At 71.5% G+C, this 17933-nt stretch carries 20 protein-coding genes and 1 pseudogene; 15 read left to right on the top strand and 6 right to left on the bottom strand.

All coding sequences use genetic code 11. The annotated features are described in order from the left end of the window. Window positions 1-19: 19 nt before the first annotated feature. The 4 genes from K377_RS06885 to K377_RS06870 form a co-directional block, all read right to left on the bottom strand. Window positions 20-4549 carry a DUF6531 domain-containing protein gene (locus K377_RS06885; protein ID WP_161195143.1) on the bottom strand — a complete coding sequence of 1510 codons (4530 nt, stop codon included), beginning with the start codon at window positions 4547-4549 and terminating at the stop codon, window positions 20-22. Between the two features lie 24 nt (window positions 4550-4573). Next, window positions 4574-5284, bottom strand: a complete 711-nt coding sequence (locus K377_RS06880) for a hypothetical protein (protein WP_111662279.1) — start codon at window positions 5282-5284, stop codon at window positions 4574-4576. 32 nt (window positions 5285-5316) lie between these two features. Next, window positions 5317-5631, bottom strand: a complete 315-nt coding sequence (locus tag K377_RS06875; RefSeq protein WP_111662278.1) for a hypothetical protein — start codon at window positions 5629-5631, stop codon at window positions 5317-5319. A gap of 76 nt (window positions 5632-5707) precedes the next feature. Next, window positions 5708-6007, bottom strand: a complete 300-nt coding sequence (locus tag K377_RS06870) for a WXG100 family type VII secretion target (RefSeq protein ID WP_111662277.1) — start codon at window positions 6005-6007, stop codon at window positions 5708-5710. A 140-nt stretch (window positions 6008-6147) separates the two neighbouring features. On the opposite strand from K377_RS06870, the gene K377_RS06865 reads away from it, so the two are divergent. The 3 genes from K377_RS06865 (at window position 6148) to K377_RS06855 (ending at window position 7428) form a co-directional block, all read left to right on the top strand. Continuing rightward, complete coding sequence (locus tag K377_RS06865; protein ID WP_111662276.1) at window positions 6148-6483, top strand: STAS domain-containing protein; 336 nt, start codon at window positions 6148-6150, stop codon at window positions 6481-6483. A 52-nt stretch (window positions 6484-6535) separates the two neighbouring features. Next, on the top strand, window positions 6536-6976 hold the full coding sequence (locus tag K377_RS06860; RefSeq protein WP_111662275.1) for an ATP-binding protein: 441 nt from the start codon (window positions 6536-6538) through the stop codon (window positions 6974-6976). A 104-nt stretch (window positions 6977-7080) separates the two neighbouring features. Further along, window positions 7081-7428, top strand: coding sequence for an STAS domain-containing protein (locus K377_RS06855; RefSeq protein ID WP_161195142.1), 348 nt, complete (start codon window positions 7081-7083; stop codon window positions 7426-7428). Between the two features lie 78 nt (window positions 7429-7506). On the opposite strand, the gene K377_RS06850 is transcribed toward K377_RS06855, so the two are convergent. Then, complete coding sequence (locus K377_RS06850; RefSeq protein WP_111662273.1) at window positions 7507-8379, bottom strand: SigB/SigF/SigG family RNA polymerase sigma factor; 873 nt, start codon at window positions 8377-8379, stop codon at window positions 7507-7509. 204 nt (window positions 8380-8583) lie between these two features. Here K377_RS06850 and K377_RS06845 point away from each other — a divergent pair, with 204 nt between their 5' ends. Continuing rightward, the gene (locus K377_RS06845) at window positions 8584-8892 is read left to right on the top strand and encodes a hypothetical protein (RefSeq protein WP_111662272.1); all 309 of its coding nucleotides are present in this window, start codon (window positions 8584-8586) and stop codon (window positions 8890-8892) included. A 7-nt stretch (window positions 8893-8899) separates the two neighbouring features. Here the strand turns inward: K377_RS06845 and K377_RS06840 are convergent, their stop codons facing one another. Continuing rightward, window positions 8900-9304 carry an ATP-binding protein gene (locus tag K377_RS06840; RefSeq protein ID WP_111662271.1) on the bottom strand — a complete coding sequence of 135 codons (405 nt, stop codon included), beginning with the start codon at window positions 9302-9304 and terminating at the stop codon, window positions 8900-8902. A gap of 232 nt (window positions 9305-9536) precedes the next feature. Between K377_RS06840 and K377_RS42700 the strand changes: the two are divergent. The 11 genes and pseudogenes from K377_RS42700 to K377_RS06790 form a co-directional block, all read left to right on the top strand. Continuing rightward, a pseudogene (locus K377_RS42700) lies at window positions 9537-9755 on the top strand (DUF5133 domain-containing protein); the annotation flags it as partial. 233 nt (window positions 9756-9988) lie between these two features. Then, window positions 9989-10138, top strand: a complete 150-nt coding sequence (locus K377_RS41580; protein ID WP_161195141.1) for a hypothetical protein — start codon at window positions 9989-9991, stop codon at window positions 10136-10138. A 112-nt stretch (window positions 10139-10250) separates the two neighbouring features. Then, the gene (locus tag K377_RS06830; RefSeq protein ID WP_111662269.1) at window positions 10251-10619 is read left to right on the top strand and encodes an STAS domain-containing protein; all 369 of its coding nucleotides are present in this window, start codon (window positions 10251-10253) and stop codon (window positions 10617-10619) included. Window positions 10620-10743: 124 nt separating this feature from the next. After that, the gene (locus K377_RS06825; protein WP_146614702.1) at window positions 10744-11145 is read left to right on the top strand and encodes an ATP-binding protein; all 402 of its coding nucleotides are present in this window, start codon (window positions 10744-10746) and stop codon (window positions 11143-11145) included. A gap of 117 nt (window positions 11146-11262) precedes the next feature. Continuing rightward, entirely contained in the window at window positions 11263-11700 is a 438-nt protein-coding gene (locus tag K377_RS06820; RefSeq protein WP_111662267.1) for an SRPBCC family protein, read from the top strand. Between the two features lie 167 nt (window positions 11701-11867). Then, window positions 11868-12716: an STAS domain-containing protein gene (locus K377_RS06815; protein WP_111662266.1), complete on the top strand. Its 849-nt coding sequence runs from the start codon at window positions 11868-11870 to the stop codon at window positions 12714-12716. Further along, window positions 12713-13090: an STAS domain-containing protein gene (locus K377_RS06810; protein WP_111662265.1), complete on the top strand. Its 378-nt coding sequence runs from the start codon at window positions 12713-12715 to the stop codon at window positions 13088-13090. Before K377_RS06815 ends, K377_RS06810 begins: the two co-directional genes overlap by 4 nt. Further along, window positions 13087-13506 (top strand): ATP-binding protein, encoded by a 420-nt coding sequence (locus K377_RS06805; RefSeq protein ID WP_258394981.1) that lies wholly within the window; start codon window positions 13087-13089, stop codon window positions 13504-13506. Before K377_RS06810 ends, K377_RS06805 begins: the two co-directional genes overlap by 4 nt. Further along, a complete protein-coding gene (locus tag K377_RS06800; RefSeq protein WP_111662650.1) occupies window positions 13503-14564 on the top strand; it encodes an ATP-binding SpoIIE family protein phosphatase in 1062 nt (353 codons plus the stop codon). Before K377_RS06805 ends, K377_RS06800 begins: the two co-directional genes overlap by 4 nt. Continuing rightward, window positions 14561-16351, top strand: a complete 1791-nt coding sequence (locus K377_RS42695) for a hybrid sensor histidine kinase/response regulator (protein ID WP_111662264.1) — start codon at window positions 14561-14563, stop codon at window positions 16349-16351. The genes K377_RS06800 and K377_RS42695 overlap by 4 nt, the downstream gene beginning before the upstream one ends. Continuing rightward, window positions 16348-17928, top strand: coding sequence for a fused response regulator/phosphatase (locus K377_RS06790; RefSeq protein WP_111662263.1), 1581 nt, complete (start codon window positions 16348-16350; stop codon window positions 17926-17928). Before K377_RS42695 ends, K377_RS06790 begins: the two co-directional genes overlap by 4 nt. Window positions 17929-17933: the final 5 nt, after the last annotated feature.

Raw genomic sequence — 17933 nt, 5'->3', positions numbered from 1 at the left:
CGTCCGTCAGGAGGCCGGACTACTTGGGCTTGTTGGGGAAGATCACCTGGTTCACCAGGGCCCCGGTCTTGTGGTGGGTGAACTGGAAGCCCCGGTCACCGCGGACGTTCAGCCTCATGTCCGTGGGGACGGGGTTGCTCCCCTTGTAGATGGGCGTCACCTTGTACTGGATCTTCTCCCCGGCGTCGACCGCCTTGCGGATCGCGTTCTCGTAGTGGACGTGGACCGGCGCGTTCGCGTGGCGGTGCAGCGTGACGAAGTTCAGCACGCTCTTGTTGGAGCCGCCGATCTGGGCGCCGAGCAGGTGCCCGCGGTTGAGGTTCTTCCCCGACTGCCAGCCCGGCGGCTCGGACGGGGCGCTCGGACGGGTCTTCCCGCCCGTCATGCCCTGGTCGAGCTTGGCGAACACGCCCTTCGGCCGCTTCTTCGAGTCGAGCCCCGCGTACTTGACCCGGCCGGCCCAGCCGATGTCCGCCTCGTTGCAGGGCGCGAGACCCAGCGGGTCGCTCCACGCCTGCGGATTGTCGACATAGGCCACCGGGTTCGGCGCCGGCGCCAGGCCCAGCGGGTCCGGAGCCGTGTACCGGCCGGTCTCCGGGTCGTAGTGGCGGAAGTAGTTGTAGTACAGGCCGGTCTCCCGGTCCTCGTACTGCCCGGGGAAACGGAAGGGCGTCAGCGCGGTCGCGTCCCGGTGGTGGGCCGTGCCGCCCCACACGGTGGCACGGGACTGCCAGGCGAGGTGGCCCCGCTCGTCGACGAGTTCGGTGGGCGCGCCGATCAGATCCGTGACGATCGCGAAGAACCGCGAGTCGTACCCGCCCTGGCTCCGCGGCCTGCGTTCGAGCTGGGTGAGCGGACGGTGACCGTCGTGCTCCCAGGTGAGGGTGACGCCCGTGACGGAGTCGGTCTGCTCCGCGAGCGAGGAGTCGTCCCAGGTGAAAACCGTGCTCTCGGTAACGGTCCGGCCGTCCTGCGCCATCCGGTGCTTCGCGGTACGCCGCCCCATCGGGTCGTACGTGTACTGCCACCGCACGCCGTCGGGGGTCGTGCAGGCGGTCAGCCGGTCCTCGGCGTCCCACTCGTACCGCCACGTGTCGGGCTTCCGTGAGAGCCGCTGCTTTTGGCGCAGCACCAGGCGGCCCGCGTCGTCGAACTCGTAACGCACCGCGCCGGCCTCTTGAATCCGGGTGCCCCGGTAGGAGCGGTGCCCGCGGGCCTCGGCCCGGGGAGCCCGGTCGGGCCAGGACGCCTCGGTCTGGTTGCCCGCCGCGTCGTAGACGTACGACTCGCTTCCGTCGTCCCCGGTCACGGTCAGCGGACGGCCGACCCGGTCGAGGGCGAACTCCTGGCGCCTGCCCGTCGCGCGGTCCACGACGCCGGTCAGATGGTTGTCGGCCCGGTAGGTGTAGGACCGGTCGCGCAGGGTGCGGCCCGGCGCGACGACGGCGTGCGCGACCGTACGCCCGGCCGGGTCCCACGAGGTCGTCGCGCGCACCGGGGAGGCCACCGGGCCCCAGACGCGCTCCAGCTCGCGTCCGACCCCGTCATGCGTGAACTCCACCCGGTGCCCGTCGGTGACGAGGGCGTCGCGCGCCCCGCTGCCGTCGTAGCCGAACTCGGTGAGCACACCGGTGGGCGTGGTGCGGGAGGTGCGGCGGCCGAGGAGGTCGTACGTGAAGCGGGTGGTGCGCCCGTCGACGGTCTCGGCCACGATCCGGCCCAGGAGGTCCCGCTCGAACTCCACGGTCGAGGTGTCGGACGCGGCCCGCAGGAGCGCGCCCGCCGCGTCGTAGGCGTACGACGTGACCGCCCCGGCCACGTCCTTCTCCACCAGTTCGCCGACGGAGTTGTAGCGGAAGGCGATCACATCGCCCAGCGGCGTGGTGTGGGAGACGATCCGGCCCAGGCCGTCGAGCTCGTAGGCGGTCACCCGGCCGTCGAAGTCGGACTCCGCCGTGACGTTGCCCGCGGCGTCGTACGTGTAGTCCCAGGTGAGGCCCTGAGGGTTGACGACCTGGGTGCGGCGCAGCTCGGCGTCGTACGCGAAGGTGTGGCGGGCCCCGTCCGGTGTGACCTGGGCCGTCGGCAGGTCGAAGTGACCGTACTCGTACCGGATCGTGGCGCCCGAGGCGTCGGTGCTGCTGAGGCAGTTGCCCTCGCCGTCCCAGGTCAGCCGCTCGGTGCGGCCGTCGGGCGCGGTGCGCGCCGCGAGCAGGCCTTCCACCGTCCACTCGGCCCGGGTGACCGCACCCGTCGGGTCGGTGACGCGCACGGGCCTGCCGAACGCGTCACGCTCGATCGTGGCCCGCTGCCCCGCCGGGTTGCCGAGGGCCACCGGGAGGCCCGCGCCGTCGACCTCGTAGGAGATCTCCGCACCGGCCGGGTCGGTGGCCGAGGCGACCGCGCCGTTGGGGTGGTGCGTGAAGCGGTTCACGGTGCCGTCGGGCGCGGTGACGGCCGTCAGGTTGCCCCGCTCGTCGAACTCCTGCCGCCAGGTGGCGCCGTCGTGGCCGGTGAGCGTGACGGGCAGGTTCAGGCGGTTGTACGCCGACGTGGACCTGCTCCCGTCGGGAAGCTCGATGCCGGTCGGGTTGTGGGACCGGTCGTACGTGTAGCGGACCGTGTGGCCGAGGGCGTCGGTCTCGGCCAGCACGTTGTCCCAGCGGTCCCACTCGGTGGCCGTGACATGGCCCAGCGGATCGGTCTCGGCGACGACCTGGTACAGGTCGTTGAGCTGGAAGACGGTCGTGGCGCCGCAGGCGTCGGTGAAGTGGGTGCGCAGCTCGGCGGGGTCGTAGGACCACTGCGAGGAGAGGTGTCCGTCGGGGCCGACGGTCTCGGTGACGCGGTCGTGGTCGTCGTACACGTAGCGGTACGTGGAGTGGTTGCGGTCCGTCCAGGAGGTGACCCGGGCCCGGTCGTCGTAGCCGAACACCAGCGGTGTGCCCGACGAGTTCACGACCTCCGCGAGGTTGCCCTCGGCGTCGTAGCGGTAGGACAGCACTTCCACCGGACCACCCGGCGCGGCGACCGCGAGCCCGGTCACCAGGCCGACGGCGCACTCGACGGTCACACGGTAGCCGCCGGAGTGGACCAGGGCCGTCGGGGCGCCGTCCTGCCTCCGTTCGACCGTGACCCGGTTGTCGTTGCGGTCGTGCCACCCGGTCAGCCAGAACAGGCCGCTGTCGTCGCCGGGAAGGTCCGCGAACGTGCGGACGACGCCCGTGCGCGGGTCCTCGACGCGGTAGACGGCCTCGCCCGCGCGGCCCGTCCCGCCACGGGCCAGCGGCAGCCGGGGCCCCTCCTCGGGCCACACCTGCCCGTCCGTGGCGGCGGCGGGCAGCGCCGGGTAGGTCAGGACGGACCCGTCCTCGCGGGCCCAGGACACCCGGCCCTGTTCGTCGGCTTCCAGGCGCTCGTCGAGGACGGAGGCCCAGGAGGGACCGAAGAACTGGCCGTAGCGGTAGCTCGACAGATGGGTGCGGGAGACGGTCAGCGGCAGCACGCCCGGCAGATCCAGATCGGTCTGCGGCAGCACCATCTCGCCGCTGGCCACGTCGACCGGGTCGGTCTTGCAGGTACGGCTGTTCAGACCGCGGCTGCTGATCCGGACGTCGGGCGGCTTGACCGCGTTCGGTTTGACGCCCTTGAGGGCGGCGCCGATTCCCTTGACGCCCTTGAGGAGCGCGCCGCCGCCTGCGGCGAGTCCGACGATGCCGAGGACGATCTCGGCGATGTCCCAGTCGCCGGTCTCGGCCATGATCGACATGTTGATGCCGAGGGAGGCGGCGCCGGTGAGGACGGCGCCGATGGTGAGGGCGATGCCGAGGCCCTGGAGGCCGGGGATGAGGAGGGCGATGACGCCGAGGACGGCGCTGATGATGCCGAGGATTTTGCTGAAGGCTTTTTTGATCTTGTCCCAGAGGCTGTAGCCGGCGACGGAGTCGTCGCGGGCGTCGTCGAGTTTCTGGGCGGCTGTTGCCGCGTCTTCCTCGCGGACCTGGCGGGCGTCCTCGGCGAGCATGCGGGCGGCGTCCAGGTCGGCCTGGGCGTCGTCGGCGTCGGCCTGGGCGGAGGACTGCTTGGAGTGGGCCTCGTCCAGGGCGCGTTGGTTCCCGGCGCGGGCTTCCTTGTCGTCCTTGTCGGGCTTGGCGTTGTCGAGGGTGGTGATGTCGGCGCCGACGGCCTTGACGATGTCGTTGGCGGAGTCGAGCCGTTCCTTGGCCTCGCGCCCCTTCTCCAGGGCGTTGTCGGCGTTGCGCTGCTGGTCGCGCAGGGAGTGGACGTAGGTGTCGAGGGCGCCGGCTGCCTGGTCGTAGGAGTCGTGGAGTTTGCGGACCTGGTTGGCCAGGTCGCCGAGTTTGTCGCGGAGTTTGTCCATCGACTTGCCCTCGCCGACCTGGTTGTTCTCCAGGCCGGACACCAGGGGCAGGGCGTCGCCCGCGTTGTCCGCCACGGAACGGTACTGGCGGGCGAGATCCCCGAGCATGTCGGCGTCACCCGGGGTCGGGTCGTCCGAGAACCCGAAGACGTCTTCCCAATCGGACACCGCAGGGCGCGTCATGGCCTGACCTCACTTGTCCTTTTCGGTCTTGTTCGTGGGGCTGCCGGCTGCCGCCGGTTCCGTCGCGCCGGCCCCGCCGTCGAAGCGGAGCGACTCCGCGATCGCGTCGAAGACCTCGTAGAACTGCTCCGCCAGATCCACGTTGGGGGTCGAGCTGGAGAGCACGAGGTAGTCGTCGGTGTTCGGCACCGGGACCAGGGTGTGCCGCACCGCGGTGGGCACCGGCGTCCCCCGGTAGTCCACGTCCTCGATCCGGGTGATCCGCCCGGCCGCTCCGGCGTGCGGCAGCTCCACCAGCTCCACCTCGCCGGGCGGCATGCCGGTGCCCTCCGCCTCGGTGCCGATCTGCACGGCGGCGGCCATGACGACGTCCGCCAGATCCTCCGCGTCGTCCTCGTGGACGGAGATCCGGAGCACCACCGTCGTGGCACTCAGCACCAGGGGGCCGCTGCCCGCGCGCAGGATCCTGAGCATCCCCGCGGCCCGCAGCGCACCCTGCGCGTGCGCCTCGCGGGCGATGCGCCGGGTATTGCGGATCAGCCCGTCCAGCTGCTCGCGGGTCAGCTGCGGGGCCTTCTCCACCTGCGCCTCGACACGGCGGCGGATCGACGCGTCCCGGGTGCTCGGGTCGAGGTCGAGATGCCACCACGAATCGGGGAACCTCAGGCTGTACTCCGCGGGCGCGGCCGCCTCTCGCTGCTCCGTGGCCGGTTCCGTCATGGCGCTTGTCCCTTCGGCGCGACGTGCTCGCGTCACGCTTCCTGCTTGTCGTCGTCCAGCGAGCTGGCGCTGTCCTCGTCGGTCTGCGTGAAGTTCTCGGCGATCGTGTCCGTGTTGTCGGCGAACGTCTTCACGTTGTCGTGCACCCGCTCGTGACCCGCCACCCACGCCTTGTCGAACGCGTCGAGGGCGTCGGCGAGTCTGCTGTCGCCGGCCAGGCTCTTGAAGTCCCCCGATTCGCCGGCGGCGTGGTAGAGCGTCGCGGAGTTCCCGATCAGGTCCCCGATGTTCTGGAGCTCTCTGACGGTGTCCTTCAGGTCCTGCACGGGCACGCTGATGTTGCCCATCGGTGTCTCCTCTCCTGTCCCAGCCGCCCGGCCCCGCCCTCACGGGGAGAGCGGGGCCGGACGATGCGGGGGAGCCTCAGCCGATGGAGCCGGCCGTCTGGTCATCGGTGTCGACGAACGCGTCGGCGACCTGCTTGATGAACTCGCTGACGCCCTGGAGACCCTCGATGGCCTTCTCGGTGCCGTTCTTGTACTCCTCCCAGTACGGGCGGAACTTGGACTCCGAGCCCGGCGTCGCGTAGGCGGCCTCGACCATCTCGTCCATCTTGGTGTTGGCCTCGTGCAGGCTCTGCTGCATGAGTTCCTTCTGGTTCTGCAGCCAGGTCGAGGCCTCCCGCATCTCGTCCGGGCTGATCTGGATGTTGCCGCCGGCCATCTCGGTGCCTTCTCTCGTCTCGATTCGCCGCGGTAACTGATCCGCGCACACCGGGGTCTACGGGGCGCCTGGTCAGGTGGTTCACGGCTGTTGCGGAACGGTGACGAAAGCCGTTTCGGTACGGGTGGAAGAATGCGTGCATGCGAGCTTCTTTGCAGATCACCGTGCACCGCGATCCGCAGCTGTCGACCGTCGTCGTCGCCGGTGACTGCGACGAGGACTCCGAGTACCTGCTCACAGAAGCACTCACCGAGGTCCTCGCGGTCGAGCCCCGCGTCCTGGAGATCGACGTGAGCGGGGTGGGATTCGGCGACTCCACCCTGCTGCACGCCCTGTTGCAGGCTCTGCACACCCAGTCCACCCGGCAGCGGCGGCTCGTGCTGCGCAGCCCGATCGGGGAGGCGGTCGAGCGGCTGCTCACCGTCACCGGAACCCTGGACGTGTTCACTCTCGGAGGTCACGAGCGTGCACAGTGAGGGATTCGCGCAGGCCAGTGGTGCTCGTGCTGGACGAGGGCAGGAGATCGGCATGAGACCGGAGCACTCCGACGGCCGTGACGTCGCCCGTCCACCGGCGGCGTTCGCCTCGGCGCCGCTCGACCTGACGGGAGCGGAGGCGCGTGCGCTGGTGCGCCGTGCGATCCTCTCCTGCCTCGACACCGATTCCGGGGAGACGCCCCGGGCGCGGACCGTGACGGCCGAGGCACAGCTGATCTGTTCCGAGCTGGTGTCGAACGCCCGCCGCCACGGTGGGGGGCTCTACTGGTTCGAGGCGTACGCCGACGACGGGAGCGTCGTGATCGAGGTGGGCGACCGCAGTACCCGGCGGCCCAGGTCGCCGCGCCGGGACGCCACGGAACCGGGCGGCTTCGGCTGGGACCTGGTGCAGCGACTGGCCGAGCGGGCGGAAGTGGTGATCCGGCCCGACGGGACGGGGAAGATCATCAGGGCGGCGGTCCGCATCGCCTGACCTCGCCGCCCGGCCGCTGAACGCCGGTGAGCGCGGGGGCGGGGTGCGCCGGCGGCCTCTGGTGTGCGAAGGTGCTGCTCATGGAGTCCGCGAGCGTTGAAGTAGTGCTTGACCTGCAAGAACGCATAGCCGTTGTCCATCTGGGCGGCGAGGCGGACATGGAGGACGTGCCCGACGTGGTGGACGCCCTCGCGACGGCGCTCCACGACCCCTCGACCGCCGGAACGCTCATCGATCTCTCGAAGCTGGCCTTCGCCGACAGTGCGCTGCTCAACCAGCTCCTCGCGACCCGCGCGGGCCACGAGGTGAAACGGCGTCCCCTGATGATGTGCGGTCCGGTGCTGCCCGTGGTGCGGCGGGTCATGGAGATCACCGGTACGGACCTCGTTCTCCCGCTCGCGTCCGACCGGAACGAGGCGATCGCGTGGCTGCGGAGCGCGAACTCCGCCTGACGGCGCCAACGAACGCGCAAGGGTGGGAGCCGTTCGGCCGCCCGCCCCTTCCCGTTTCGCCGCCCGCCCGGCGCGGGTTCAGAGCGTCGCGTCGTCCTCCGCCAGCAGACCGCTGCGCAGCTTGGCCACGAGACGGCTGATCAGCCGGGAGACATGCATCTGCGAGCAGCCGATCTCTTCCGCGATCTGCTGCTGCGTGCGCTCCTCCACGAACCGGAGATGGACGAGGAGCCTTTCCCGGTCGTCGAGACCGGCGATCAGCGGGGCCAGCGCGTGGAAATTCTCGACGAGCTCGAAGCGCTCGTCCTCGCGCCCGACGAAGGCGGCGAGAAGAGTGTCCGACTCGTCCGCGCCCGCGCTCACGGTCGCGTCCAGGGAGACGGAGTTGTAGCCGTTGGCCGCCTGTTGCGCCTCGGCGACCTCGGCGGGGTCGAGCTGCATGAGCTCGGCCAGTTCCCGGGTGCTCGGCAGACGGCCCAGCCGGGTCTGCAGTTCCTCGGTGGCCCGGGACAGCTCGACCCGGGCTTCCTGGAGCCGGCGCGGCACGTGCACGGCCCACGAGGTGTCACGGAAGAAGCGCTTGATCTCACCGACGATGTAAGGAACGGCGAAGGAGGTGAACTCGACCTCGCGGGAAAGGTCGAAGCGGTCGATCGCCTTGATCAGCCCGATGGTCCCGACCTGGACGATGTCCTCACGCTGTTCGTCACCGCGGTACTTGAACCGCGAGGCCGCGTACTGCACCAACGACAGGTTCATCTCGATCAGGGTGTTTCTTGCGTACTGGTATGCGCGCGTGCCTTCTTCGAGCGCGGAGAGACGTTCGAAGAAGTGGGCTCCCAGCTCCCGGGCGTCACGGGGCGCTATGGACATCGGGTCCGCGTAGGCCCGTTCCACCAGCCCCGGGTCGACCGCTCGCCGCTCCGCCTGCTGCACCGTCGTGCCGGACATAGGTATGGCCTCAATTCCTTCGCCGTATGGACACAAGATCTCCCCGCGCCGGGCCGGGTACCCCTGGCTCGGACACGTATTCGTGCTCGCTTCGGCGGCCGGCCGCCGGGTCCCCTTCGGATCCGACGCGGTACACGGCCGTTCTCGGGGTACGGGATTCCGGTCGTGCGGCGAACGCGGCGACGCGTCACTCAGGGAGGCGACATGCGGATCGAGGCGTCGGTCACCACCGGCAAGGGGCACGGGGTGCCCTTCGATGTGCTGATCCACGGTGCGCCCGCCGGGCTGGACCGGACGGGCGCGCGGACGATCGACGAGGCGCGCCGTCTGGTGGCGCAGATGACCGAGCTGTCCAGACACGCCCCGGCCGGGTCCGTCATGGTGGACCTCGTCGCCGGCGACTCCACGGCGGCCCGGGCCATTCAGGAGGACAGGGTGAGCGGGGGCGGTTCCTTCGATCCGGAGGCGGCCCGGGGAAGGCATCGGCGCGGCGAGTACCGGGCCGCGAGCTGACCGGGCTTCAGAGCTGCGCCGCGCGCGGGAGCGCCAGCGCGGCCGTGACCGTCTTGCCCACCGCGTCCGTGGTGACCTGGAGACGCGAGCAGAGCCGCCGGGCCATCGCCCAGCCGTAACACCCCGGCCGGCCCGCCTCGTTGTCCGGCGAGCGCGGACGGACACCGCTGCTGTCGCTGACCCGGAACTGCAGCTCGTCGCTGTTCAGACGGATGCTGAAGCGGGTCACGCCGCCCGCGTGCTGGAGCGCGTTCGCTATCAGTTCACTGACCACGAGCAAGGCGTCGTCGCGCAGGCGCCGGGCCTCGGGCAGGGGAAGGCCGCAGCAGACCTCCATCAGCACCGAGCGGACCTGGGACCTGGCATCGGCGCTGCTGATACCGGGCTGCTCCGTCGCGTCCGCAAAGCTCATGGCGGCCTCGCTCTCTTCCTGGTACGGGCTCGATGGCGACCGAAGGTCGTGTGTTCCTCCCCGATTGCCCCACATCACCGGCCCCACACGCCTCCGCCCGGGCCCACGGCTCCCGGGCGCCATGCCGGAATGCCCGTGATGCCGGGGAGACGCATGCATGCGCCCGGGCCGGGCACTGGGGACGCGAACCGTCGTCCGGGCGCCCAGCCCACGATCAGATTGGCAGTCGCGCATGCTTCTCGCGCATCCCGCGGTCCTGACCCGGCTCCTGGAGCAGTACGCGACCCTGCTCGCGCTGAACGCGGAGGAAGGGTCCCCCGAAGCCCGGCGCCGCATGGAGGACATCGCCTACACGCTGTGCGTGACCACCGGCACCCGGGACATCGACAGCGCCCTCGTCGCCGCGCGTCACCAGCTCCCCGGCGCCCGTCCCGAGGACGACTCTGTGCTGGGCGACACGGCGCAGCGGGTTCCCGACGACGCTGCGGACGGCGCCGGGACCGGCATCGTCCCCGCCTCCGTCGCGACCGCCGCGGAGCCGGACGCGCTGACCCGGCCGGAGACCACGCCGGCGGCGTGAGCGCGAGCTGCGCAGGTTGGAGCGCTCGCGCCCGTGTCACCGGCCCGAGCGCGGGCACTGGCAGAGGCATGGACTCGTCCCCCGCCTACCCGCCAGAGCCGTCGATGCCTGCGGAGGCCTTCTGGCTCCCGTCGCCGCTGCACGGCAGCGACTGCATGTGGTGCGGCATCATGCGCGACAGCGGGCAGGCGGCGACCGGTTTCCCCCAGGAAGCGGAGACGGCCGCCGCCCCGGGGCGCCACGGAACCCCCTGACCGGATCGCTGCCTGTCGTTTCTGTCACCGGGCACGAACGCGACAGGGTCCTGCCGGGCGGGACCACAGGTGACGGCGCGGGCGCGCCCGTGGGTGTGCGAAGGTACGGGCCATGACATCAGGCAGAAACGACACCCGCGTTGAGCAGCACGGAAGCGTCACCGCGGTGACGATCTCCGGCGAGGCGGACCTGCACAACCTCGCAGAGGTCGTCGAGGCGTTCGCCCAGGCGCTGCACGACCCGCACACCAAGGCCACCGTGATCGACCTGTCGGACCTCACCTTCGCCGACAGCGTGCTCCTCAACCAGCTCCTCAGGGCGCAGACCGACCACCGGGCCGAGGGCAGGCCGCTGCGGATCGCCGGACCGCTGCACCCCGGCGTCGAGCGACTGCTCGAGATCACGGGAGCCGACGAGATCCTCGACGTCGCGGCGGACCTCGGCACCGCCCTGCGCGAGTGCGGCGCCGAACCCCGGTGACGGCTCGGCCGACCGGCACTCCGGGTTCCGCCCGTGTGCCGCGGTCCAGGGCGGGCAGGTGGGACGGACACGCAGTTCGGACGGAACCGAACGAACAAGACCGACAGTGCAGAAAGGGGCCGGGATGGCGAGCCCGCCCGGACACGGGACCATGAGCCTGACCTGCCCCGAAGCGCGCAGCCGCGTCAGATCGGTGCTCCAGCCGCTGTGCGACACGCTCCCTGAGCAGCAAGCCGCCCTGCTGCAGCAGGACGCCTGTCTGGTCACCAGCGAACTGGTCACCAACGCGATGCTGCACGCGGGAGGCGTCAGGGACTTCGAGGTCCGCGTCGAGGGACAGTCGCTGATCATCTGTGTCGGCGACCACAGCCCCACGCCGCCGACGCCGAGGACGCCCGCACCCGCGGTGCCGGGCGGACACGGCTGGCTCGTGGTCCGGCGGCTCAGCACCGACCTCTCGGTCGAACCCGACGCGCACGGCAAGATCATTCGCGTCACCCTCGACGCCTCCCGCACGGCCGGCTGAGCCCCGCCCGGCCGCGGAAGCCGGTAGGCGTGTCCTCGCCCCGAAGGGGTACCGAAGGATCGTGCCGCAGCCCGGAGAGACCGTGGCCTTCCTGCGGGACGGGAGAGAGAGGCCCGCATGTCCGCGTCGCTGTTGGAGACCGTCGATCTCGACGCGCCCGTCGCCGTCGCATGGGAGCTGTGGAGCGATGTGTCGAGGTGGCCGGCCTTCCTGAGCCATGTCCGGCTCGTGGAACGCCTGGACGAGCGCCGGTTCGCCTGGCAGCTCGAACTGCCGGGCGCCGACAAGAACTTCGTCGCCGAGCTGACCGAGACCGTTCCCGAGGACCGGATCGCGTGGCGCACCGTCGAGGGTGTGGAGCACGCGGGGGTCGTCACCTTCCACCGGCTCAGCGCGACCACGAGCCGGGTCGCGCTGCAGATCGAGTACGACCCCAAGGGGTTCGTCGAACGTCTCGGTGCGGTGACCAACCTGGATTCGGCCCTGGCCAACTACGACCTCGGCGAGTTCCAGAAGCTGGCCGAGACCGTGGCACGTGAGCGGCAGTCCGGCTGAGCCGGTTCCGCGTGCGCGGCAGGTGTTCCCGCCGCGCACGGAAAGTCCTCCGCGATCGGCCCGGGTTCGGAGATGTCCCGATATCGAGAGTGCTGGTCGGACGTCTGTTCCTATGGCGTATCCTCACCCGGCATTGACCATTTGATCGACCAGTCTGAAGGGCCGACGTGACCAGTGAGACAGGCGCGCAGCGCCTCCACGAGCTGCTTGTGGGGCAGCGTGACGAGTTCCAGGCGAAGTGGGTCCGCTCGGTGGCCACGACGCTGCGCGGGCGGCTGAGCGAGGCCGAGCTCAACCGCGAGCTCGGCGAGCTCTACGACGCGCTGACCGGCGCGATCGAGGAGGGCGGCCTGGCCGGCCGGGGGGATGCCTTCGGCGAGGTGCGCAGCCTGCTCGTGGAGCTGTCGCGCAATCGGGCGCGCCAGGGATTCACGCCCACGGAGACGGCTGTCGGCGTGTTCGCGCTCAAGGACGTGCTGGAGCCCAGCCTCACCGGTGACGACACGGCCGTCGGCTCCTATCTGGCGCTGGCGCGGCTCCTCGACGACCTCGGCCTCTTCACGGTGGAGGAGCACGCCCGCACGCGCGAGGAGATCATCTCCTCGCAGGCCGAGCAGCTTCTGGAGCTGTCGACGCCCGTGGTGAAGCTCTGGGAGGGCGTCGTCGGCGTGCCGCTCGTCGGCACCCTCGACTCCGCGCGGACCCAGGTCGTCATGGAGAAGCTGCTCCAGGCGCTCGTGGACTCCAACTCCACGCAGGCCATCATCGACATCACCGGTGTCCCCACGGTGGACACCCAGGTCGCCCAGCATCTGCTGAAGACGGTGGTCGCCGCCCGCATGATGGGTGCCACCTGCACCATCTCCGGGGTCCGCCCGCAGATCGCCCAGACGCTGGTGGCGCTCGGCGTGGAGTTCGGGGACATCCCGACCAAGGCCACGCTGGCCGACGCGCTCCGTCTCGCGCTGGCCGACGCCGACCGCCAGCGCCGGCTGCTGGCGGAGGGCACGCTGTGAGCGACCGCGTTCCGATCATGAAGATCGGTGACGTCCTGCTGGTGTCGATCCAGACGGATCTGGAGGACCAGACGGTCCTCGATCTCCAGGAGGACCTGTCCGAGCGGATCGTCGCCTCCGGCGCGCGCGGCGTCATCATCGACATCTCCGCCGTGGAGATCGTCGACTCGTTCGTCGGCCGCATGCTCGCGACCATCGCCTCGATCTCCCGGATCCTCGGCGCCACGACGATCGTCTGCGGGATGCGTCCGGCCGTCGCCATCACCCTCGTGGAGCTGGGACTCTCGCTCAACGGCGTCCGCACCGCGCTCAACCTCGAACAGGGCCTCGCGCTGCTGCGCGGCTCGCGACCCGAGCGCGGCGTACGGCCGTGAACGACCACGAGGCCGACTCCGCCCCGACCGAGACGGTCACCGTCGTCCGCAACGCCGACGTGGTCGCCGCCCGCCAGCTCGTGCGCACCCTGGCACAGCAGGCGGGCCTGTCCCTGGTGCACCAGACGAAGCTCGTCACCGCCGCCAGCGAGCTCGGGCGCAACATGCTGCTCTACGGGCACGGTGGCGTCATCCGGGTCCGCGTCACCGCGAAGGACAGCCGGACCGGCGTCTGGGTGGAGTTCCGCGACGAGGGCCCCGGCATCGAGAACCTGGAGCTGGCCCTCACCGACGGCTGGACCTCGGGCGGCGGCATGGGCCTGGGACTCAGCGGTGCCCGGCGTCTCGTCGACGAGTTCGACCTGAAGACCGGACCGCAGGGCACCACCGTGAGCGTGGTCAAGTGGAACCGGTGAGCAGAGCCTCGGTGACCGAACCCGAGGACGTGGTGTGGTTGCGCGCCGGGGACGCGCTGGCCGCGTCGGCGCGTCGCGAGGCGACGGCACTGGCCCGCCGCGTCGGGTTCACCGACCGCCGGATCGCCGACGTCTCGCTGGCCGTGACCGAGATCGCGACGAATCTCCTGCGGCATGCCGAGGACGGTGCGATCGTCCTGCGACCCAGCCGGACCGACGGCCGCGTGGAGGTGGAGTGCCTGTGCCTCGACACGGGCCCCGGCATGGCCGACGTGGCCGGCGCCGTCCGCGACGGGCACTCCAGCACCGGAACTCTCGGGATCGGCCTGGGCGCCATCGAGCGGCTCGCCGACACCTTCGACCTGCACTCGCTGCCGGGGCGCGGCACGGCCCTGCTCGCGCGGTTCCGTGCGGAACGCCCCCGGCCCGCCACCGCCGACGGGTGGGGCTCGCGCCCCGTGGCCGCCGGACTGACCCGCCCGATCAGCGGCGAGACCGTCTGCGGTGACACCTGGGCGGTGCGCGCCGTCGCTCCGGCCGACGGGAGCGAGCCCGGGCTCCTCACGGTCCTCATGTGCGACGGACTCGGTCACGGGCCGCTGGCCGCCCGGGTCAGCGACCGGGCACGCCAGATCTTCCGCGAGACGGCGGCCGAGCAGCCGCGCGACATCGTCTCCCAACTGCACGAGGGACTCCGCGGCAGCCGCGGAGCGGCCCTGGCCGTGGCCGAGGTCGACCGGCGCGCCGGGCGGGTGACCCTGTGCGGGATCGGCAACATCAGCGCGTTCGTCGTGGAGCACGACCGGCGCTCGGCCCTGCTGTCGCACCCCGGCATCGTAGGGGTGCAGATGCCGACGACCCGTACCTACTCGGCCGACCTGACACCGGGGTCGGCCCTGGTCATGCACTCCGACGGCCTGCACCAGCGCTGGTCACCCACCGACCTGCCGGGACTGCTCACCCGCCACCCGTCGGTGATCGCCGGGCAGATCCTCAACCAGGCGGGCCTGCGTCGCGACGACGCGGGGATCGTCGTGGTCCCCGCGGCGCGCCGATGAACGGCGCACCGGTGGCGTACGAGCTGTACGCCACCGCCCTGGACGACCAGCAGTCCGTCCTGATGCTGCGCCGGTGTCTCCAGGCCGTCTGCCGGGCCGCCGGGGTCCGCGGGCAGGACCTGGTGCGCATGGTGACCGTGCTCAGCGAGGCCGGCCAGGATCTGCTGCGGACGCCCGGACTGAGCGGCCACCTGGGCCTGGCGGTCGTGGACCACGGGATACAGGTCGAGGCGCGGCTGGCCTGGACCGAACCGCGGACGCTCTCCCCGCGGATCGCGGCGGCCGCCGGGCGGCTGCTGGACGCGGTGACGCCCGACCTTGACGGCCGAGGAGTGCTCTTCGCTCAGCGGACGCCCCTCGCGGCCGACCGCCCGGACGAGGCGGCGGCCGCCTGCCGCACCGCCCTGCACACCGTCGACGGCGTCGACCTGGAAGAGGTGCTGCGGCTGCAGAACAGGAACCTGCTGGCGGCCCTGGACGAATCCCGCGGCCAGCAGGAGGAACTGACCCGGCTCAACGCCGAGCTGGAGGAGACCAACAGCGGCGTCGTGGCCATGTACTCCGAGCTGTCCCGCGAACTGGAGGAGACCAACACCGGCGTCGTCGCCCTCTACGCGGAGCTCGAGGACAAGTCCCGTCAGTTGAGACTCGCGTCGCAGAGCAAGACCCGGTTCTGGGCCAACGTCAGCCACGAGCTGCGCTCGCCCATCAACTCGGTGATCGCCCTGGCCCGGCTGCTGCTCGCCCCCGACTCGCCGGAGCTGACCCCCGAGCAACGTCAGCAGATCACGATGATCTCGGCGTCGGGCACCACCATGCTCGCCCTCGTGGAGGAGCTGCTGGACGTCGCCAAGGCGGAGTCGGGCCGGCTCGATCCGCACTGTGCGCCGGTCGACCTGCGCACACTCCACCACCTGCTGAGGGGCACGATGCAGGGCATGACCCGCGAGGGCGTGCGGCTGCGCATCGACGATCCGCAGGGGGAGTGCACCCTGGTCACCGACGAGGTGATCCTCACCCGCGTCCTGCGCAACGTCCTGTCCAACGCCCTGAAGTTCACCGAGCACGGCGAGGTGGGTCTCACGTTCACCCGGGAACGCCGCGGGGACCGGGACTGGTGCGTCTGGACCGTCCACGACACCGGCGTGGGCATCCCCGAGGACCAACTGGAGAAGGTCTTCGAGGAGTTCTACCAGGTACGGGGCGTGCACCAGCGCGGCAGAGCGGGCACCGGCCTCGGGCTGCCCTACGCCCGCCGGCTGACCGGCATCCTCGGCGGCCGCCTCACCCTGACGAGCCGGCCGGGCCACGGCACCCGGGCGACGGTGGAACTGCCCGCCCTGCCGCCCGCACCGACCCCCGCCGCCCCGTCCCCGCGGCTCCCGATCGACTCGCTGGTGGTCGTGGACGACGACCCCGCGTCCCTGGCCGCCCTGCGCCCCGCCCTGCGCGAACTGGCCCGGCGGCACACGGAGGTGACCGACAGCGGACAGGCCCTGGAGACGATCCGCCGGACCCGCCCCGACGCCGTGCTCCTCGACCTGATGATGCCGTCCCCGGACGGCTACGCGCTGCTGTCGGCCCTGGACGCCGACCCCGACACCCGGGACCTGCCCGTGGCGGTGCTCTCCTCGGCCGACCTCGCGGAGATCGACCGGGCACGGCTGCGCGGCCGCACCGTCCTGCCCAAGGCCCGTGCCACCGCAGCCGCCCTGGCCGCCGCGCTGTTCCCCGACGCCGGTCCCGCCCCCGGGGCCGAACCCGGGAAGGACGCCCCCCGGCCATGACGCACTCCGCATCCGACGGAGGCCCCGCCCTCGTCCTGGTCGTCGACGACAACCCCATCACCCGCTACGTCCTGGGCACCACCCTGCGCCGGGCCGGCCACGAGACCCTGGAGGCGGAGGACGGCACGCAGGCCCTGGAGGTGCTTCGGCACACGCCCCGGGTCCCGGACGCCGCCATCATCGACGTACAGCTCCCGGACATGACGGGCTTCGAGGTGTGCGAGCGCGTCAAGGCCTCACCGCGCACGGCCTGGGTCCCGGTCCTGCACATCTCCGCGACCGCGGTCTCCGTCCACGACCGCACCCAGGGCCTGAACCGGGGCGCCGACGCCTACCTCACCGAACCCGTCGCCCCCGACGAACTGATCGCCACCCTCTCGGCGACCCTGCGCTACACCCGGGCCCGCCGCCGCGCCGAGACGCTCGCCGAGCGCCTGCACCAGCTGCACCGGACCACCCTCTCCCTCTACAGCGCTCCCGACGCCCCGCACCTGGCCGAGGCGGCGGCCGTCGGCGCGGCCGCTGTTCTCGACCGCCCGGCCGTCGTCCGGCTCACCGCCCCCGACGGCACCGTGCACACCCGTCGCCACCCGGACGCTCCGGCCCCCGACGGGTCGGGCCTCGACACCGTGGCGGCCGCCCTGAAGGGCAGCGGTGTCCATGTGATGCCGTACGTGTCGCCCGGCGACGGCGGCCGTCACCTCCTCGCGGCCGCCCGCACGAAGAGCGGCCGTCCCCCCACCTGCATCTCCGTACCCGTCGCGCAGCCGCACGCCACGACGGACGGCGAGGAGCAGGACGCGGAACTCCTCGCCCAGGTCACCCACACCACCGCGCTCGCCCTGGAGACCCTGCGCACCTACAGCGAGGAGCACAACCTCGCTCTGACCCTCCAGCGCTCGTTCCTCCCCGAGAAGCTGCCCGACACACCGCGCGCCCGGCTCGCGGTCCGGTATCTGCCGGCGAGCGAACACGCCGAGATCGGCGGGGACTTCTACGAGGCCCTGACCACGCCGTCCGGCGTCATGGTCGCCGTCGGCGACGTCGCCGGGCACTCGCTGGAAGCCGCGATGGTCATGGGGCAGATCCGGCACGGCCTGCGCGCGTACGCCCTGGAGGGCCACCCTCCGCACGTGATCCTGGAGCGCCTGGACATGCTCCTGCGGACCGTGGCCCGCGGTGCGACGCTCACCCTGTGCATCATGCTCGTCGAGGACGGGGCCCCTGTGCTCCACGTCGCCAACGCGGGACATCTGCCGCCGCTGCTGCTCAGGGATGCCGACGAGACCTATCTTCGGGACCACGGCCCGCTGCTGGGGCTCGGCCTGAAGCAGCCGCCCGCGACGCGCGTCGCCGTCACCGAGGGAGACCTCCTGATGATGATCACGGACGGTCTCGTCGAGCGGCGCGACGAGGACATCGACACCTCGCTCTCCCGTCTCTCCGCGATCGCGGTGAAGGGCCCCCGCGCCCCCGAGGACATGTGTGAGCACCTCCTCAGGAACCTGCCGCCCGACGGCCGCGACGACATCGCCCTCATGGTCGTCTCCGTGGGCCCTACGGCTCCCGGACGATAGCCCGT

The sequence above is a fragment of the Streptomyces sp. PsTaAH-137 genome (genome assembly GCF_003259365.1).
Classification (GTDB): Bacteria; Actinomycetota; Actinomycetes; order Streptomycetales; family Streptomycetaceae; genus Streptomyces.
This window is presented reverse-complemented; position numbering and strand designations above follow the sequence as displayed.

Excerpts from the sequence above, each read along its gene's own strand:
- K377_RS06880 (WP_111662279.1), bottom strand. The coding sequence starts at position 5,284 with ATGACGGAACCGGCCACGGAGCAGCGAGAGGCGGCCGCGCCCGCGGAG.
- K377_RS06875 (WP_111662278.1), bottom strand. The coding sequence starts at position 5,631 with ATGGGCAACATCAGCGTGCCCGTGCAGGACCTGAAGGACACCGTCAGA.
- K377_RS06870 (WP_111662277.1), bottom strand. The coding sequence starts at position 6,007 with ATGGCCGGCGGCAACATCCAGATCAGCCCGGACGAGATGCGGGAGGCC.
- K377_RS06865 (WP_111662276.1), top strand. The coding sequence starts at position 6,148 with ATGCGAGCTTCTTTGCAGATCACCGTGCACCGCGATCCGCAGCTGTCG.
- K377_RS06860 (WP_111662275.1), top strand. The coding sequence starts at position 6,536 with ATGAGACCGGAGCACTCCGACGGCCGTGACGTCGCCCGTCCACCGGCG.
- K377_RS06850 (WP_111662273.1), bottom strand. The coding sequence starts at position 8,379 with ATGTCCGGCACGACGGTGCAGCAGGCGGAGCGGCGAGCGGTCGACCCG.
- K377_RS06845 (WP_111662272.1), top strand. The coding sequence starts at position 8,584 with ATGCGGATCGAGGCGTCGGTCACCACCGGCAAGGGGCACGGGGTGCCC.
- K377_RS06840 (WP_111662271.1), bottom strand. The coding sequence starts at position 9,304 with ATGAGCTTTGCGGACGCGACGGAGCAGCCCGGTATCAGCAGCGCCGAT.
- K377_RS41580 (WP_161195141.1), top strand. The coding sequence starts at position 9,989 with ATGCCTGCGGAGGCCTTCTGGCTCCCGTCGCCGCTGCACGGCAGCGAC.
- K377_RS06830 (WP_111662269.1), top strand. The coding sequence starts at position 10,251 with ATGACATCAGGCAGAAACGACACCCGCGTTGAGCAGCACGGAAGCGTC.
- K377_RS06825 (WP_146614702.1), top strand. The coding sequence starts at position 10,744 with ATGGCGAGCCCGCCCGGACACGGGACCATGAGCCTGACCTGCCCCGAA.
- K377_RS06820 (WP_111662267.1), top strand. The coding sequence starts at position 11,263 with ATGTCCGCGTCGCTGTTGGAGACCGTCGATCTCGACGCGCCCGTCGCC.
- K377_RS42695 (WP_111662264.1), top strand. The coding sequence starts at position 14,561 with ATGAACGGCGCACCGGTGGCGTACGAGCTGTACGCCACCGCCCTGGAC.
- K377_RS06790 (WP_111662263.1), top strand. The coding sequence starts at position 16,348 with ATGACGCACTCCGCATCCGACGGAGGCCCCGCCCTCGTCCTGGTCGTC.